Origin of the sequence: Acinetobacter sp. AL9 (assembly GCF_041464035.1) — a bacterium.
Lineage (GTDB): Bacteria > Pseudomonadota > Gammaproteobacteria > Pseudomonadales > Moraxellaceae > Acinetobacter > Acinetobacter towneri.
This window is the reverse complement of sequence record NZ_JAYFSK010000051.1, coordinates 1-17,339: the sequence shown is the minus strand read 5'-3', so window position 1 is coordinate 17,339 and position 17,339 is coordinate 1. Positions and strand designations below refer to the sequence as shown.

The 17,339-nt window shown below is 40.1% G+C and carries 17 protein-coding genes and 2 pseudogenes; 7 read left to right on the top strand and 12 right to left on the bottom strand.

Annotated elements, in window-relative coordinates:
• A pseudogene (locus tag ACEO2X_RS10870) lies at positions 1-115 on the top strand (IS982 family transposase); the annotation flags it as partial.
• A 151-nt stretch (positions 116-266) separates the two neighbouring features.
• Here the strand turns inward: ACEO2X_RS10870 and ACEO2X_RS10865 are convergent.
• Entirely contained in the window at positions 267-887 is a 621-nt protein-coding gene (locus ACEO2X_RS10865) for a cation transporter (RefSeq protein ID WP_096901843.1), read from the bottom strand.
• Positions 888-962: 75 nt separating this feature from the next.
• Here ACEO2X_RS10865 and cadR point away from each other — a divergent pair, with 75 nt between their 5' ends.
• Positions 963-1,364, top strand: a complete 402-nt coding sequence (cadR, locus tag ACEO2X_RS10860; RefSeq protein WP_004972941.1) for a Cd(II)/Pb(II)-responsive transcriptional regulator — start codon at positions 963-965, stop codon at positions 1,362-1,364.
• A gap of 49 nt (positions 1,365-1,413) precedes the next feature.
• Here cadR and arsH read toward each other — a convergent pair whose 3' ends face one another.
• The 3 genes from arsH to ACEO2X_RS10845 form a co-directional block, all read right to left on the bottom strand.
• Positions 1,414-2,118: an arsenical resistance protein ArsH gene (arsH, locus tag ACEO2X_RS10855; RefSeq protein WP_004972939.1), complete on the bottom strand. Its 705-nt coding sequence runs from the start codon at positions 2,116-2,118 to the stop codon at positions 1,414-1,416.
• A 72-nt stretch (positions 2,119-2,190) separates the two neighbouring features.
• Positions 2,191-3,249 (bottom strand): ACR3 family arsenite efflux transporter, encoded by a 1,059-nt coding sequence (arsB, locus tag ACEO2X_RS10850; RefSeq protein ID WP_371972025.1) that lies wholly within the window; start codon positions 3,247-3,249, stop codon positions 2,191-2,193.
• Positions 3,250-3,253: 4 nt separating this feature from the next.
• Complete coding sequence (locus ACEO2X_RS10845) at positions 3,254-3,571, bottom strand: metalloregulator ArsR/SmtB family transcription factor (RefSeq protein WP_004972936.1); 318 nt, start codon at positions 3,569-3,571, stop codon at positions 3,254-3,256.
• Positions 3,572-3,669: 98 nt separating this feature from the next.
• Between ACEO2X_RS10845 and arsC the strand changes: the two genes are divergently transcribed.
• The 3 genes from arsC (at position 3,670) to ACEO2X_RS10830 (ending at position 6,093) form a co-directional block, all read left to right on the top strand.
• Positions 3,670-4,098, top strand: a complete 429-nt coding sequence (gene arsC / locus ACEO2X_RS10840) for an arsenate reductase (glutaredoxin) (protein ID WP_180060924.1) — start codon at positions 3,670-3,672, stop codon at positions 4,096-4,098.
• A 315-nt stretch (positions 4,099-4,413) separates the two neighbouring features.
• Positions 4,414-5,796, top strand: coding sequence for a tRNA 5-hydroxyuridine modification protein YegQ (gene yegQ / locus ACEO2X_RS10835; RefSeq protein ID WP_136144203.1), 1,383 nt, complete (start codon positions 4,414-4,416; stop codon positions 5,794-5,796).
• A 27-nt stretch (positions 5,797-5,823) separates the two neighbouring features.
• Positions 5,824-6,093, top strand: coding sequence for a YfhL family 4Fe-4S dicluster ferredoxin (locus ACEO2X_RS10830; RefSeq protein WP_004972931.1), 270 nt, complete (start codon positions 5,824-5,826; stop codon positions 6,091-6,093).
• A 236-nt stretch (positions 6,094-6,329) separates the two neighbouring features.
• Here the strand turns inward: ACEO2X_RS10830 and ahpF are convergent, their stop codons facing one another.
• The 8 genes and pseudogenes from ahpF to ACEO2X_RS10790 all read right to left on the bottom strand — a co-directional run bounded on the left by ahpF (position 6,330) and on the right by ACEO2X_RS10790 (position 15,705).
• A complete protein-coding gene (gene ahpF / locus ACEO2X_RS10825) occupies positions 6,330-7,895 on the bottom strand; it encodes an alkyl hydroperoxide reductase subunit F (protein ID WP_371972024.1) in 1,566 nt (521 codons plus the stop codon).
• A 216-nt stretch (positions 7,896-8,111) separates the two neighbouring features.
• On the bottom strand, positions 8,112-9,029 hold the full coding sequence (locus ACEO2X_RS10820; protein ID WP_371972023.1) for a hypothetical protein: 918 nt from the start codon (positions 9,027-9,029) through the stop codon (positions 8,112-8,114).
• Positions 9,030-9,085: 56 nt separating this feature from the next.
• Positions 9,086-10,213, bottom strand: coding sequence for a toxic anion resistance protein (locus ACEO2X_RS10815; RefSeq protein ID WP_104852204.1), 1,128 nt, complete (start codon positions 10,211-10,213; stop codon positions 9,086-9,088).
• 30 nt (positions 10,214-10,243) lie between these two features.
• Positions 10,244-11,035: a hypothetical protein gene (locus ACEO2X_RS10810; protein ID WP_004972923.1), complete on the bottom strand. Its 792-nt coding sequence runs from the start codon at positions 11,033-11,035 to the stop codon at positions 10,244-10,246.
• A gap of 172 nt (positions 11,036-11,207) precedes the next feature.
• Positions 11,208-12,269, bottom strand: coding sequence for an RNA-guided endonuclease InsQ/TnpB family protein (locus ACEO2X_RS10805; RefSeq protein WP_371972022.1), 1,062 nt, complete (start codon positions 12,267-12,269; stop codon positions 11,208-11,210).
• Positions 12,270-12,443: 174 nt separating this feature from the next.
• Positions 12,444-12,848, bottom strand: coding sequence for a nucleoside diphosphate kinase regulator (gene rnk / locus ACEO2X_RS10800; RefSeq protein ID WP_004972920.1), 405 nt, complete (start codon positions 12,846-12,848; stop codon positions 12,444-12,446).
• A 163-nt stretch (positions 12,849-13,011) separates the two neighbouring features.
• Entirely contained in the window at positions 13,012-14,265 is a 1,254-nt protein-coding gene (gene glyA / locus ACEO2X_RS10795; RefSeq protein ID WP_019836649.1) for a serine hydroxymethyltransferase, read from the bottom strand.
• Positions 14,266-14,442: 177 nt separating this feature from the next.
• Positions 14,443-15,705, bottom strand: a pseudogene (locus tag ACEO2X_RS10790) (alpha/beta fold hydrolase).
• Between the two features lie 251 nt (positions 15,706-15,956).
• Here ACEO2X_RS10790 and ACEO2X_RS10785 point away from each other — a divergent pair.
• Together ACEO2X_RS10785 and ACEO2X_RS10780 are read left to right on the top strand one after the other, a co-directional pair.
• Positions 15,957-16,655 (top strand): exonuclease domain-containing protein, encoded by a 699-nt coding sequence (locus tag ACEO2X_RS10785; RefSeq protein WP_026438378.1) that lies wholly within the window; start codon positions 15,957-15,959, stop codon positions 16,653-16,655.
• Between the two features lie 109 nt (positions 16,656-16,764).
• Positions 16,765-17,217 carry a hypothetical protein gene (locus ACEO2X_RS10780; RefSeq protein ID WP_371972021.1) on the top strand — a complete coding sequence of 151 codons (453 nt, stop codon included), beginning with the start codon at positions 16,765-16,767 and terminating at the stop codon, positions 17,215-17,217.
• The last annotated feature ends 122 nt before the right edge of the window (positions 17,218-17,339 follow it).

The following is a 17,339-nucleotide window of genomic DNA, read 5'->3' as shown; positions in this document are numbered from 1 at the left end:
ACATCGTTCGATTGCTGGTTTTTTAGCAGGCGTATTTTCTTCACTATGTGCGTATCAACTTTGCCAAAAGAATAAGCCTAAAATTCATGTGATTAAATCTTTGGCTTATCCGTAACTGGGGTTATATATTGTTTTTTGTAAATAGCAATTTGGAATAACTTATCGTTATTTTTACTTCAAATTTTAAAATTATTGCGACTACAAAAAATTAAAAGCACTCCATCTAAATCACTCAAATCAGATGGAGTGCTTTTTACGTTTATTCTTTATTCTGGTACATTCATTCTTCGTTCAGCCAAAGCTTGCTGAATCACATGATACCCCGCTGTTAAGCCCAAACTCGCCATAATCACGGCTACCACAAGATCTGGAATCAAACTACCCGTACCAAATACACCCACTGCCGCCAAAATAACTGCGAAATTACCAATCGCATCATTACGGCTACATAACCACACCGATTTCATATTCGAATCACCATCTCGAAATGCATATAAAATCAATGCAGTAACCACATTGGCTAATAAGGCGATGATCCCAATAATACCCATGGTTATGGCTTCAGGTGGAATACCCTGTATATAGGCATAGATAACCTTGCCCATCACCACCACACCAAACAAGGCCATCGTGATGCCTTTGACCAAAGCCACAGTAGCACGCCAATACAAACTTGCACTTAACACCGCAAGTGAAATCCCGTAATTGACAGCATCTCCAAAGAAATCCAGTGAATCTGCCCATAGGGATGATGAATGGGCATAGGCACCACCTATCAACTCGATAAAAAACATGCTGAGATTGATCACCAATGCAATCCATAACGCGGTTCTAAATTTACTATTCGGTTTGATTGGCGCAGGTTCATGACTACACGTACATGCCATAGACACACCTTCTTTCAAAATGAAACTGTTTCGATTATGCTCATTTAAAACTATAGACTTAGTCCAAGGTCAAGTATGGCACAATATTTAATTCATGAATTAGCTAAAAAAGTTGGAGTCAGCACAGATACAATTCGTTTTTATGAAAAGAAACACTTACTCACCCCAAGCTTTCGTGCCGAAAATAATTATCGCTATTACAACGATGAGGCACTCAAGCGTTTGATTTTTATTAAGCGTTGCCGTGCTTTAGATATGAACTTAAAAGAAATTGAAGCCTTAATTGAATTAGAAAAACAGCCGAAACAAAACTGCTGCGCTGTGAATGAATTGATTGATGAACATTTAAGGCATGTAGAAGATAAAATTGCCGAGTTGCAGCATTTTCAGCTACAACTTCAGCAACTTAGACAAGCCTGCACCACGCAAACAACCATTGATGATTGTCAGATTTTAAAGCGACTTGAAGCCGAATAATCGCTCTCTAAGCCTTTTGTAATGCAGTATTTACGTATCTAAAATTGGATTATAAACACTTCTGATTAACACGCTTCGATAGCTGCTCGGCAGTTTCCACACGTTCAGAATAACGATCTACCAAATATGCTGCTTGCCCGCGAGTCAGCAAAGTAAATTTATATAACTCTTCCATCACATCGACAATACGGTCGTAATAGCTAGACGCTTTCATGCGGCCATCTTCCTCAAACTCTAAAAAGGCTTTAGGAATAGAAGACTGATTGGGAATGGTGATCATCCGCATCCAACGTCCTAAAATACGCAATTGATTGACGCTGTTAAATGACTGCGACCCGCCACACACTTGCATTAAAGCAAGCGTTTTACCTTGTGTGGCACGAATTGCGCCCGCGGCAAGCGGAATCCAGTCAATTTGTGCTTTGAAAATCGAACTCATTGAACCATGACGTTCTGGGCTACACCAAACCATACCTTCTGCCCACGCCAACAATTCATGCAGCTCTTGAACTTTGGGATGTGAAGCATCGCCATCTTCAGGTAAAGGCAAACCTTTGGGATGGAAAATTTTTACCTCAGCGCCAAAGTGCTCCAAAATTCTGCCCGCTTCCTGTACCGCCAAACGACTATAAGAACGCTCACGGTTTGAACCGTACATCAATAAAATACGTGGCGGATGGTTCAACGGCTTTGCCTGCACCTGTTCAAAACTTGGTGTAGGCAATAAATCTAAATCAATATTGGGTAATACCATGCTGCATACTCTTAAAACTAAAATGGGCAACGCATGCCCATGTTTTTATCTTAAACCTCAAAATGAAGAAAATTACTTTGAACTGACAATCGACTCATTTTGATAAAACTTTTTACGCAGCCATAAAGACACACTCACCAAAGCAATCAACACAGGCACTTCAACCAAAGGGCCAATAATCGTGGTAAATGCAACGGGAGAAGCCAAGCCAAACGTTGCAATGGCAACAGCAAGTGCTAATTCAAAATTATTCCCTGCTGCGGTAAAGGAAATGGCGGTCGTCCGTGGATAATCATTGCCCATCCATTTGCTCATAAAGAAGCTAATAAAGAACATGGCAACGAAGTAAATAATCAATGGAATGGAAATGCGTAAAACATCCATCGGCAAGCTCAGTACTTCTGCGCCTTTTAGTGCGAACATCGCCACAATGGTAAATAGCAATGCCAACAGACTAAATGGGCTAATTTTGGGTAAAAAAGACGTTTGATACCAATCTAAGCCTTTGCTTTTCACTAAAATCAAGCGTGTTAAAAAGCCCATCAAAAAAGGAATACCCAAATAGATTAAAACAGCTTGGGTGATTGTCCAAAAACCAACATCAATCACTTGTCCTGCCACGCCAAAATACGGCGGCAAGAAACTCAGAAACAGCCATGCATAAGTACTAAAGAATACAATCTGAAAAATACTGTTAAACGCAACTAATGCAGCCACGTATTGGTTATCACCACAAGCCAAGTTGTTCCAGACCAAGACCATCGCGATACAGCGTGCCAGACCAATTAAAATCAAACCTGTCATATATTCAGGATAGTTTTGCAAGAAAATAATCGCCAAAGCGAACATCAAACACGGAGCAATCAACCAGTTTTGTACCAAAGACAACAACAAGGTTCGGCGGTCTTTAAACACTTCTGGCAAAGCTACGTAATCGACTTTTGCCAATGGTGGATACATCATCAAAATCAAACCAATCGCAATGGGAAGATTGACTGTTCCCACACTCATTTGATCTAAGCTTGCCGATACTGCAGGAAATACCACGCCAATCGCAACACCTAGCCCCATGGCAATAAAAATCCATAAGGTCAGATTACGATCTAAAAAAGAAAGTTTGGACTGTGCCATGTGCTTACTCGCAATGTGTTGCAATTGTAGGGTTGATGTGCGTCATCGGGCTGACATCTTGCTGCGCGATAATATTTAAAACAGCAAACGCCCATTCGGGTAAATCTGGGTTCAAACGGTAATACACCCACTGCCCCTGACGTTGATCTAGCAAAATAGATAAATTCCGTAACAACGCCAAATGACGTGATATTTTCGGTTGATTTAACTGCAATTGTTCTGTCAATTCGCATACACAAATATTGTGTTGAGCCATCACCAATTTCAGAATGTCCAGTCGGGTTGGGTCTGACAAACATTTAAAAAAATCAGTTTGATTCATTTTTTATCTGCACTTCAATATTAACTATTGCGAATATACGCATATCCATATATAAATGCAATATTGAAATTTTATCGACCTAAAACGAGTCACTACGCATGAGCAACACCATCAAAATTTTTCATAACCCTGCCTGTGGAACGTCACGCAATACTTTAGAATTAATTCGTAATACAGGACAAGAACCTGAAATTATTGAATATTTAAAAACCCCACCTACACAAGCTGAACTTACTAGCATGATTCAACAAGCAGGTTTAAGCGTGCGCGATGCAATCCGCAAAAATGTAGAACCATACGAACAGTTGCAACTTGAAGGTAGCTCACACAGCGATGCGGAATTAATTGCATTGATGGTCGAGCATCCGATTTTAATTAATCGTCCATTTGTCGTGACCGAGTTAGGTGTGAAATTGTGCCGCCCTTCTGAACTGGTCTTAGACTTGCTCACTCAACCACAACTAAAAAGCTTCAGCAAAGAAGATGGTGAGGTGGTGATTGATGAACATGGGCAACGAGTACGTTAACACGCTTTTATCCATCAGAAATTGATTATAGGCAATGAGTCAAATTGGTATGAAAGTCCCTTCTCTTAGATTCTGTATGGCTCAGGATGAGGAACTTTCTATATCAAGATCATTTACAACAGATGCTCTCCATGTGATGGATAAAACATGCTTTCTAATTTCAGATCAAAACGACCTTGCAAAACCACTGATTGAATTTTTATCTCCCTTCCCAAGCAGCACGAGTTTTCTTCTGAATCCCGAGCTATTTACTAGGTTGAATCCTAAATTTAGATTCATACAATAAAGCCATATTTCTGCTATTGCTTTTTGATCATGACCATTTCCCACGTCACCGAACTTCTCTCTCCTGCTGGTTCTTTAAAAAACATGCGCTATGCCTTTGCTTATGGTGCAGATGCAGTCTATGCAGGTCAGCCGCGTTATAGTTTGCGCGTGCGTAATAACGAATTTGATCATGACAATTTGGCAATTGGTATTCAAGAAGCGCATGAATTAGGCAAAAAGTTTTATGTGGTGGTGAACATCCAGCCGCATAACAGCAAACTCAAAAACTTTATTCGTGACCTAGAGCCAGTGGTTGCTATGCAACCCGATGCACTGATCATGTCTGACCCTGGTCTGATTATGATGGTGCGTGAAAACTTCCCCGATATGCCTGTACATTTATCGGTACAAGCCAATGCAGTGAACTGGGCAACGGTGAAATTCTGGCAAAATATGGGTTTAACCCGTGTCATTCTTTCGCGTGAATTGTCGATTGATGAAATTGAAGAAATTAAAAACAACGTGCCTGGCATGGAAATTGAAGTATTTGTGCATGGTGCGCTGTGCATGGCCTATTCAGGTCGTTGCATGCTTTCAGGCTATATGAATAAACGTGATGCCAACCAAGGCGCATGTACCAATGCCTGCCGTTGGGAATATAAAATTCACGATGCAAAAGAAGATGAAACAGGTGACGTAATTCCTGTCAAAAATCTTTCTGAAACTGCCGATGCAGATGAACAACACATGCAGGCACAGCATCAATTTAACGAGCCTGTGTTATTACAACGTAATGACGAAGATATGTTTGCTGCCGAAGAAGATGAACACGGCACTTACTTTATGAATTCTAAAGATTTACGTGCAGTGCAGCACGTTGACCGTTTAACTAAAATGGGCATCCATTCACTAAAAATTGAAGGTCGCACCAAATCTTATTTCTACTGCGCACGTACTGCACAAATTTACCGTAAAGCCATTGATGATGCACTTGCAGGCAAACCATTTGATCCTGCCTTAATGACCCAATTAGAAGGCTTAGCCAACCGTGGTTATACCGAAGGTTTCTTGCGTCGCCATGTGCACAGCGAATACCAAAACTACGAAACAGGTTCATCAAGTTTTGATCATCAGCAATTTTGTGGTGAAGTCTTAGAACGTAATGGTGACTACATTAAAATTGATGTAAAAAACCGTTTTGTAGTGGGCGATTCTCTAGAATTGATGACGCCACAAGGCAATATCTATTTCACTTTAACTGAAATTAAAGATAAAAAAGGCAATCTGATTGAAGATGCCAAAGGTTCAGGGCATATTGTAGAAATCCCTATACCTGCAGATGTCGATATGCGTTATGCCCTGCTGATTCGCAACTTACCAAATTCGACTGCAGATATTTCTGCCTCATCGTTGGCTTATCAAGCCAACTAAGTGGCAATAAACTAAGCGAGTATTGCGATGGCACTCCTGATTACCGACCAATGCATCAATTGCGATATGTGCTTACCCGAATGCCCGAATGAAGCAATTTATGAGGGCGAGAAGGTATATGAAATTGATGTGGCGCGTTGCACAGAATGTGTTGGGTTTTATGACTATCAAACCTGCGTTTCAGTCTGCCCAATTGAATGTATTATTCCGCATCCTGAGCATGTCGAAACCAAAGAGCAGCTACAGGAAAAGTTTAATCAGTTGAATTTATTTGGACAAAATAATAAGGCTAATTAGACTGAAATGAATCTAACTGCTGTAAATCAAACTGGATGTTAAAAATAAAAAAAGAACTGAGTTGTTAGCCGACTCAGTTCTTAAAACCAAAAATAGAATAAATAAACTTTTAATACTGTGCGATAACGCACTTTACTGAACATAGCGCCTGAGTATTGGGGAACTCAGGCGCTATCTTTTTAGCGAATACAATTTAAGGATGGTTAATCCGCGTATTCAGATGTATTCGTTCAGACTTATTGACCTGAACGGATGATGTAATCAAATGCTGAAAGTGATGCTTTCGCGCCTTCACCTGTTGCAATGATGATTTGCTTGTACGGTACAGTTGTACAGTCACCTGCCGCAAATACACCTTTTACATTGGTTTCATTGCGCTCATTTATCACAATCTCACCACGATTCGTCAGCTCTACTTTTGACTCTTTTAAGAAGTCCGTATTTGGTAATAAACCAATTTGTACGAAAATTCCTGCAAGTTCAACAGTATGCTCAACATCTGTCGCACGGTCTTTATATTTCAACGCAGTCACTTGTGCGCCATCACCAATTACTTCAGTCGATAATGCATTGGTAATTACAGTAGTATTTGGCAAGCTGTTCAATTTGTTTTGCAAGACTTGGTCTGCACGTAATTTAGTATCAAACTCTACCAAAATCACATGCTCTACAATCCCTGCAAGGTCAATCGCTGCTTCTACACCTGAGTTACCACCACCAATCACTGCAACACGTTTGCCTTTAAACAACGGGCCATCACAGTGTGGGCAGTATGCCACGCCGCGGGTACGGTATTCTGCTTCACCAGGTACATTCATCTCTCTCCAACGTGCACCTGTAGACAAGATCACCGTTTTCGATTCAAGTGTTGCGCCATTTTCCAAAGTCACTTCGACCAAACCATTGGCAGTTTCATCAGCACCTTTAATGGCAGATACTTTTTGTAGATTCATAATATCGACATCGTATTCACGCACATGCGCTTCCATTTCTGCCGCAAACTTTGGACCTTGTGTTTTTTGGATAGAAGTGAAGTTTTCAATATCCATGGTATCCATCACCTGACCGCCCATCCGCTCAGCCACAATACCTGTACGAATACCTTTACGTGCTGCATAGATTGCAGATGTATTCCCTGCAGGGCCGCCACCAATTACCAAGACATCAAACGCCTCTTTGGCATTCAGTTTCGCTGCATCTTTGCTCGCAGAATCTGTATCTAATTTAGCTACAATTTCTTCCAAAGTCATACGACCTTGACCAATGTGGTTGCCATCTTGGAATACCATCGGCACAGCCATAATTTTGCGCTGCTCAACTTCTTCTTGGAAGAATGCACCATCAATCATGGTTGCTGTTGTGCCAGGGTTGTAAATCGCAATGAGGTTCAAAGCTTGTACTACATCTGGACAGTTGTGGCAGCTCAACGATACAAACACATCAAAGTGAGATGAAAGATTCAATTCTTTGATTTGCGTTAATACTTCATCCGATACTTTTGGTGCATAACCAGAAGTTTGCAATAAAGCCAAAATTAATGAAGTGAACTCGTGCCCCATTGGTAAACCTGCGAAGAATACGCGCGGTTGCTCACCTACTTTTGCAATCCCAAAACTTGGTGCACGTGCGTTGTTACCGTCAAAACGTGCAGTAACTTGTGGCGAAAGTGCTGCAATTTCTTCAACCAATTCTTTAATTTTGGCAGATTTATCAGAACCATCTAAAGTCGCGACAAGCTCGATTGGGCTTTCAAGACGTTCTAATAAAGTTTTAAGTTGTGTAGAAGTATTTTGGTCTAACATGGCTAACGTCTCCAAGGGAGTAAATTTATTTGTTGATGTCATCTTACGAAAAATAGTTACATAGGGGAAACGGTTTATTTTTATATTTATGATCGTTTTTTTAAATGATAGTGAGTTTCAAGCTTACTATTTCATTTAAAATACCTAAAGCTATTCAATTTAGACATTAACATAAAAACTGAATGTCTGCCTTAAGCAATTGAGCCTAATCATTTTTTATTCAAGTTGTTGTTGAATCCGCAGAATACGCTGCTGTAAATGTCGCGATAAAAACCAGAGTACCGCAGACAGTATTAACATAAGCGCCATAACCGCGAGATTCATATAATAAACCAGCGTATTTAATTGCTGTGCTTGCTGCACTTGCTTATGTACGCTTTGCGCCATAGGCGTTAAAGCTTTGCCATAAACTTGCTGCTGCATCGTCCATAATTGTTCAGGTTTAAATCCATAATGTAAAAATTGCGGATCTTGCTGCTCTGCTTTGACCAAGGTCAACACTTGCGGAATGGCTGCATCTTTATCTGCGGGATGATGCATCAATGCCGTTTGCGCCAACAAATAGGCTTTAACAGGCGCTGCCATTTCTGCATTTTGTAAATAACGCGCCAATTCACTTTCTTGAATGTGCTTTTCATAATGCACAATTTTGGCATATACCTGCTGCGTATCATCTTGTCGGTCATGCTGAACATAACTCAATGCCGACCAAAGTAAAATAAAACTCAGCAACCAAGCTACAAATTTCAAGACAAAGGACTGAAAGCGAATATAAAAAAAACGAATTTTCTTGAGTAGATGAACTAGAACGAATGCACCAATAAATGACACCGACAGTTTTAAAATCAACCAACCCAACCAGTTCAACAAACTGAAAAAATAATCAGGTTGCTGCCCTAAATTTGCCAAAGTCGCATCGATACTTGCAGGCATGTGTAATTGCTGAACTTCAGTGCTTAAACCAAAGAAGCTATAAATCACATCTTGCTGAATAAAAAAGCCAATTGCCGATATAAGCACCACCGTCATAGACAGCACAGCCAAAAAACTGAGCTTTTTTTGACGCTGCTGTAATGCCACAACACCTGTTTTTAGCTGCTGTGGCTGAATGGCATATTCATCAAGTGGGGGCAAATCCGACTCCTTATCAGGTAAATTTCAGATTAAATGAAGTCATTGTCAAAATGCATTTATTGACCAGACTGTTGACTTGAACCAATCACCAATTGATTCAGATTCTCCTGTAAGGCTCGCAAACGCGTAGTCGCTTCTGCACGTTTTTGCATGCCTTCTTTTTGTACCTGGATCACATCGTTCACTGTTTTAATGAGGGTATTTTGTACGTGTTCAAGGGTTTCAATATCAATCACCGAACGCTGATTGGCTTTGGCAGTATCAACCGAGTTTTGATGCAATAAATCTGCATTACGGCGCAGCAATTCATTGGTGGCATCATCAATACTGTTGGCCAGTTGCACACTGTTTTTCTGCTCATTTAAAGAAATCGCCAAACTAATCTGGTTTTTCCACGCAGGTAAGGTAATGTTTTTAATCGCATAAAATTTATCGACCAACATTAAATTATTGGACTGGATAATCCGAATCATCGGCAAAGTTTGCATGGCAGATTGTTGCAACACCTGCAAATCACTCACCCGCTTTTCTAAATTATTAGCAAGATGATTGAGATCATAAATTTTTTGAGTCGTGGTCTGATCCTGCGGCTGCGCGGAAAATTCAGAAATTTGCTGCTGAATTTCCTGCTGTTTTAACTTACCTGCTGCAATATAAATCCCCAATTGTTTATATTCATCTTGCACACCATGAAACATTTTATCCAGTGTATCTACACGGTTTTTTAAACCATTTTGTGAGCTTTCAATTTCTGTGACCAGACTATCAATTTGCGCTTTGGTGCTGTTAAAGTTTTGATCAAAACTTTGTTTAGCGCCTTTTAACTTATTGAATAAACCACCCAAAAAGCCACTGCTTTTGTTTGGATTTAAAATACTGTTGGTATTTAACTGCTGTGCAACCTGCACCACCTGATTCAGCTTTTGCCCTGTGACATCCAAATCCTTATTTTGCACCAAACCTAAAAGCTCATCGGTATAACTTGACGTTTTAGTGGCGATATTTTTGCCATATTCTGCAACCGAATGATGGCTAAGATCGCTTAATTCTTTACGCGCAGCCAGCACCTCCTGAAAGTCATCAGGCTGTAAGCCAATTTCCTGCAAATTGAGTTGCTGAAATTGTTGCTGAGTCTGTTCATCACTCACTTGCACAGCGACGTTGCGTTGTTCAGAAGTTGTCATATTTCGCCTCTATCTAATCAAAACCATGCCTTATGATTGCGCAGGTTTTTCTAAGGATTTTCTTAATGTCTTAATTAAATGCTCACGACTTTGATCCAGCTTTTCTAGCTGACTGTGTGAGCCACTTTGCTGACTTTGTTTGACATGATATTGCCATGCAGGAATGAGTACCTGCTGCGCTTCTTTAAAGCGATCTAACAAACTAAAAGAGAGTTGCTGTGAAAGTTGCATTTGAGTAATCGCAATATCATTACTACTTTGCAAAGTCTTTAAACTATAAATTTTCTTGGCCAGTCGTTCGCTAAAATTATCCAAAGGATGCTGATTGCGCACAAATCGTGGATATTCCACTAAAAACTCATCGGCAGCTTGAATGTATTTCGCCATTTGCTCACGCAAACCAACCAACTGCTGAAAACGTGATTGTGATTTCTGAATTTCGATTTGCAGCTTTTGGCTTAAACGATCTGCTTGTCCTAATAAATGATCTAGGTTTTTATAATATTGCACTTGCCCCGCGCCATATTCCAAATCTATGCCTAGCCACTTTTGTAGTGCATTAAACTTACGTTGCTTTAACACTTTTTTAGATTTGCCAAGCGCCTGAATCAACTGCTCAATGGTCACACTCAATTGCTGAGTTAAATGTGGATCCACCCCATCCAATAAAACTGACTGCGCTTGAATCACCTGATCTGCATAATGATTTAGACGATATTGATCATTCAACAACGGAACTAAATCATTGCGTTGAATCGCCAAAAGCTCTGCACGATCCACCGTAATCTCTTGCAAAGGCAGTAACACTTCAAACTGAGCCATAGACCATCACAACCCTCTTTACATGATTTTATAGTACGTGTTTTTCGGCTAAGGTCATGTAATATTTTGCAATTTTTTATTTCGATCTGCTTAAATGCTTTTTTATAGATTCGCATAACATCAGTCACAAGATGCCTGATTCAAAACACCAGTGCTTGACATCCTCACCCCCTTAAAAGAGGGTGATTCCTACAGCTAGACGCTTATGCCCAAGCGCAAGAATGTTTAGAGCTGAGTTTATATCTCGATCATGAGCTGTACCACAGCTCATGCACTCCCATTCTCTTATTCCAAGATCTGTCCTACCTTTGGGACTACTTGAGGTGATCTCACCGCAGCACGAACAGATTTGGGTGGTATAGGCTTCTTGGACTTCTTCAAACAATACGCCTGCGTTCTCGCATTTATACTTGAGCATTGTTTTTAGTGCCGAAAATCCTGTATCCAAAACAGATTTTGCCATTTTGGTTTTTACTAATTTTTTAGCACTCAAGTCACCTACAATAATCAATGCATTTTCATTCACAAGCTTGGTGCTTGCTTTATGCAAATGATCTTTTCGACTATTTGCAATCTTGGCGTGTAATGCACGAACACGCTTCTTATTCCTGGCTCTCTGAGCAATACATAATTTCTGCTCATATTTTCGATAGAATTTTGGATTTGAAATTACAGTGCCATCAGAACAGGTGGCAATATCTTTTAAGCCTAGATCAATACCAATCGCTTTGGTTGCTGTCGATTTATCTTGCTTAGGCGATTCAACAACAAGACATACATACCAACGCCCACGGCTATCCTCTACAAATGAACCTGTTTTTAACGTGTATTTGCTTAAACCGTAGCTATCCCAAAGCTTAAATTGGTGTTTTCCATACTGGACATATCCATTGGCATATTTGATAGCCACCTTTTTAAAGGGAACCCATCCCAAAGAGCGCCTTGCTGATTTTTTATTGCTGACACGCCATTTCAGCTTTGCCTTTTTAAATTGCTTTCTTCGGGTGACTAATTCTTCAGTTACAGCCTGAATGGTTTGACTATGTAAATTACATTCTTTGGATGTGCCTTTCGTATATTTGGCAATATCAAAAGCAGAGAGAAATTCACCTTTCCGCTTCAAATGCCTAAACCCTAAATCATTGACATAATTCCAGACGAAGTTCACTTCTGATGCTAGTTGGTCTAACACCTTGCAATGTTTGTCTTTTATACGTAATTTAAGGGTTTTCATGTACTTATATTAACAATCAAAACTCAAGGAAAATAGTCCTTAGTTAAATCAAACGACACTTTATGTCGTGTCGCTTATATCTCTGACTTGAAGGACAGAGTTTTACGCTCCATTTGATAAAAAAGCCATGATCAACATGGCTTTCAATGTTCCTAACGCAGGATGATAAACAGATTATAAATAATCGCCTTCACGCTCTGGCTGATACAAAATCTTCTCAATTTTGACTTTCATCATATGACCATCGGGCTGTGGCCATTCAATTTCCTGACCTTCAGCTAAACCTAAAATGGCAGTCCCGACAGGTGCAACCACATTCACCTGCCCTTTCTCACCTTTAAAGTCATGCGGATAAACCAAGGTAATTTCAGTCGGTTCTTTTGCAGGTGCAATGGTAATCAATGCGCGGGCATTCATGCTCACCACATTATTCGGTACATCTTGTGGCGCAACCACTTCAGCACGTGCCAATTCATCTTCTAGATGTTGCATCGTTGGCGTCAATTTAGGTTGATGCTCAAGCATCGTTTCCAAACGGTGCAAATCTTGTTCTGAAATAATAATCTTTGGTCTAATCATTTACTTTTATTCCTGTCATTCCGACAATACTGTCATCATCAGCTTGCCTACAATCATATTCAATACGCTTAAGTTATAACAGAAATTCAGCTTATTGAACGAAAAATCAATTTTTTACATCCATAAAAAAAGCCCCCTTGAGGGGCTTTTCTCAAGGCTGTGCTTATTTTGCGTAAACTGGGAATTTCGCGCAAACAGCTTCAACTTTTGCTTTTACAGTATTAATTACAGCTTCGTCACCTTTGCTGTCAAGAATGTCTGCAATCCAACCTGCAAGATCACGTACTTCTGCTTCACCAAAACCACGTGTAGTTACCGCTGGAGTACCGATACGGATACCAGAAGTTACAAATGGAGAACGTGGATCGTTCGGTACAGAGTTTTTGTTTACAGTAATGTGCGCAGCACCTAACCATGCATCTGCATCTTTACCTGTAATATCTTGCTTGATTAAAGAAAGCAAGAACAAGTGGTTTTTCGTACCACCAGATACTACATCATAACCACGTTCAATAAGAACTTCAGCCATCGCTTGCGCATTTTTAACAACTTGTTGTTGATACGCTTTGTATTCAGGCGCCATTGCTTCTTTAAAACAAATTGCTTTTGCTGCAACTGCGTGTACCAATGGACCACCTTGGTTACCAGGGAACACAGCAGATTGTAATTTTTTCTCGATCTCTTCGTTTGCTTTCGCAAGAATTAGACCAGAACGTGGACCACGCAATGTTTTGTGTGTAGTAGTAGTCGTTACGTCAGCAATTTGCACAGGGTTCGGATATACACCAGCAGCCACTAGACCTGCTACGTGTGCCATATCTACAAATAAATAAGCACCAACTTTGTCTGCGATGTCGCGGAAACGCTGCCAATCTACAATTTGGCTATACGCAGAGAAACCCGCAACAATCATGCGTGGTTTGTGTTCAAGCGCTAAACGCTCAACTTCTTCGTAATCAATTTCGCCAGTTTCTGGGTTTAAACCATATTGGATAGCGTTATATGTTTTACCTGAGAAGCTTACTTTTGCACCATGAGTCAAGTGACCACCATGTGCCAAGCTCATACCTAACACAGTGTCGCCTGGGTTAAGTAAAGCTAAGTAAACTGCAGAGTTTGCTTGTGAACCAGCGTGTGGTTGAACGTTAGCATAATCTGCACCAAAGAGTTCTTTAGCACGGTCAATCGCCAATTGTTCAATAATATCTACGTATTCGCAACCGCCGTAGTAGCGTTTGCCTGGGTAGCCTTCTGCATATTTATTGGTAAGTTTTGAACCTTGAGCTTCCATTACTGCAGGTGAGCAGTAGTTTTCAGAAGCAATTAACTCAATATGAGCTTCTTGGCGCGCATCTTCATTGGTGATCGCTTGAGCTAATTCTGGATCAAATTCGGCAATAGAAATATTGGCAAACATTAGCGAGGTCCTATTAATTTAGGGCTTTTAAGCCGTGCTAAGATTGGCGCGTATTGTAGCATAAAGTTTGTGAACTGAGAGAATGAACTTTGCTCAGTTTTACATAAAAATAGCTCATGTTTCAGATAAAACACGAGCTATTTTAGGTCAAATCAATCTTTATCGTAATTCAACAACTTATTGAATAGGCATTAGTGATTGAACATCTTTGACAATCTCATCCATATTATTCACATACACAGTACCATGGTTCCATTTTTGCTCTACAGGTAAATCCTGATCAGTGACGTAATGAATTTTAGTTCCCATCCCTTGAGCTGACTGAACCAAGTAATCCGTGACTTGTTTCGGTACAGTTGGGTCAGCCGTTCCTTGATAAATAAATATAGGCGTACTGATTTTCACTTTTAATGGCTGTGAATCATTGGTTAAGAAATCTTTAACTTCAGGGATGGTCGTCATGAAATTTGGTTGAGTACGTGGATAACCATCCAATGTTCCATACGTCTTTACATGCGTTAGCATTGACTGAGCCATACTCTCACCTAATGCCTCATAACAGATAGACTCTGCCTGAGCAGCAAGTTGATCTGTTGGTCACACAAATATTTCAGAATATTGCAAGGTTGGAGCAGTATTTCTTAGCCCCGCAGCAATTAGAGCAGTAAACGTATCTAGTGGCACAAGTGTCTGTGCTTTCTTTATTACATCTGGCTCTTGAGCCGCTTTTTGTTCACCACCCGCCAATACCAACGCTAAATTTGATGCAGGTGCGATAGCTATGGCACCCTTATAATTTAACTGCGCCCGCGATGCATACTGTGCTGCACCTAAAGCCGCATGTCCACCCTGTGAATGTCCAACTACACTCCATCGCGTTTCTGCAGTATTACCCAAAAGCTTGCTTGCAGCGACAACAGCATCTGTAATCGAATAAGCTGCACTTTTTAAATTCAAGAATGGATGTAATTCTTTACCACTCGGTTCGCCTAAACCTTCGTAGTCGGGTGCAACAACGGCATAACCTGCTGCCAATAGTTTAGCAATGAAGTACTCATTTCCATTTAAACCTTGACGACTTGGTGCACACGCATCTGCCACGCCTGTTGTGCCATGTGCCCAAACTACAAGTGGCCATCCGCCCGTAGGTTTAACTGTTTGAGGGGTAAAAACAAGTGCAGTTGCTTGAGTTTCCCGTCCATTTACACCTAACATTTTATATGTCATCAATGTTTTAGATGAACTCACTGCATTTAAAAGATTATTCGCATTTTCACCCTGATCCCGATAAAGCTCTGTTTTCACGACTGAGGCACTAAAATTATATTTCGGAATACCATCCTCAACAACCACAACACTCGTATCGTCATGATCATCATTACAGGCGGTTAAAAACAAACTGCTGCTGGCCAAAGCCACGCTTAACCATATTTTTTTCATTTGCTTACCCTTGTCTTCATATTCTTATTAATTGCATCCTTCGCAATCTTTATTTGTACGCTTTTTTATCGTATCAGGCAAGATTTCAACAATTAATATGCAAGTGTATTTTATTTAAAATTAAACACTTACGGTAAAAATCAGTAAATTGATCACATATACAAGTGCCTATTAAATTTCAATTCAATTTGTCATACGCAGCGGCTAATGTTAGATTGCATTTTTATTGAATGACGCAAGCGAATCAGGACATGCAGGCAATTATTCTCGACACTGAAACCCATACTTTAAATGGACAACCCATTGAGATTGCCTACGCCCCCATTCAAATTCAAGATGGCAAAATCAGTCTAGATAAAAGTCAAATTTTCGATCAGTTATATCAAGTCGATGAGCCAATTTCATTCGCAGCGATGGCGGTACATCATATTTTAGAATCAGATTTAATTGATCAACCGCATTACAGTAGTTTCGAATTACCTGCCGAAACCACCTATATTATTGGGCATAATATTGATTACGATATTCGCGCTTTAGAAAAATGTGGTGTGGATACTTCTAAAATTAAAGCCATTTGCACTTTAGCACTTGCACGTCGTGTATGGCCGAATGCTGAAGCACACAATATTTCAGCTTTAATTTATATGATTACCAAAGGCAGCGAAAAAGCGCGTGATATGATTAAAAAAGCGCATCGTGCCGATATGGATATTATTTTAACGGCCAATATTTTGATGCACGAAGTTCATCAATTACAAATTCAAAGTATTGAAGAACTCTACACTGCCTCAGAAGAAGCACGTATTCCACAAATTATCAATTTTGGTAAACATCGTGGTACGGCAATTGCTGACCTTCCTGCCGATTATGTGCAATGGTTATTAAGACAAGAAGATTTAGATCCTTACTTACGCAAGGCGCTCGAAAATACCAGTATTTTGACTTTATAAATGTTTCAAGTGAATCTTATTGCATTTACCTGTCATAAATTATTCATATTATTGTAATTTTCAAAGTCTATGCTTTGCCTTAATTTATTGGGGAAATAAATTAAGGCTCATGTTTAATTATCAAAAAACTCAACTCGGTCTAGATGCATTACAACAGCGCACACGTGATTTAAATGCACGTCAACGTCGTTTATTGGTACTGATTGGTACTGAAGATTTTGATTTACTCGGAGATCAGTTCAAGCAACGTCTTGCACCACCTGAATTGATTGAACAGCTATTAGATATGCACCTGATTGCCCCTGCTGCGCTTGAGCAAGACACTTTGCAACACCAAGAGCAAACGGCTGAGATTTTGCTGCAACAAGCGCCAGAGGCATCATCTACCACTTTACACACAGAAATTCATAGCCAACTTGCAAGCAGCACCCCGCAAGCGCATGCTGAAAGTTTGGCAGAACCAATCCACACCCAACATCTTCAAGTAAATTCAGTTCCTGCATATTTAGAAGCACGTGTTGCAGCTGCCATCAATACAGAACAGCCCGCTGAACAACCGTAAGCGTCCGCTGAACACACCTTCTGAATTCATCCTATAAGCCTTAATTTAGTCCCCACTTAGAAACAAGTGGGGACTTAAATTTATGACTACAAATCATCAGACATCCATCGCATCTCTTGCGA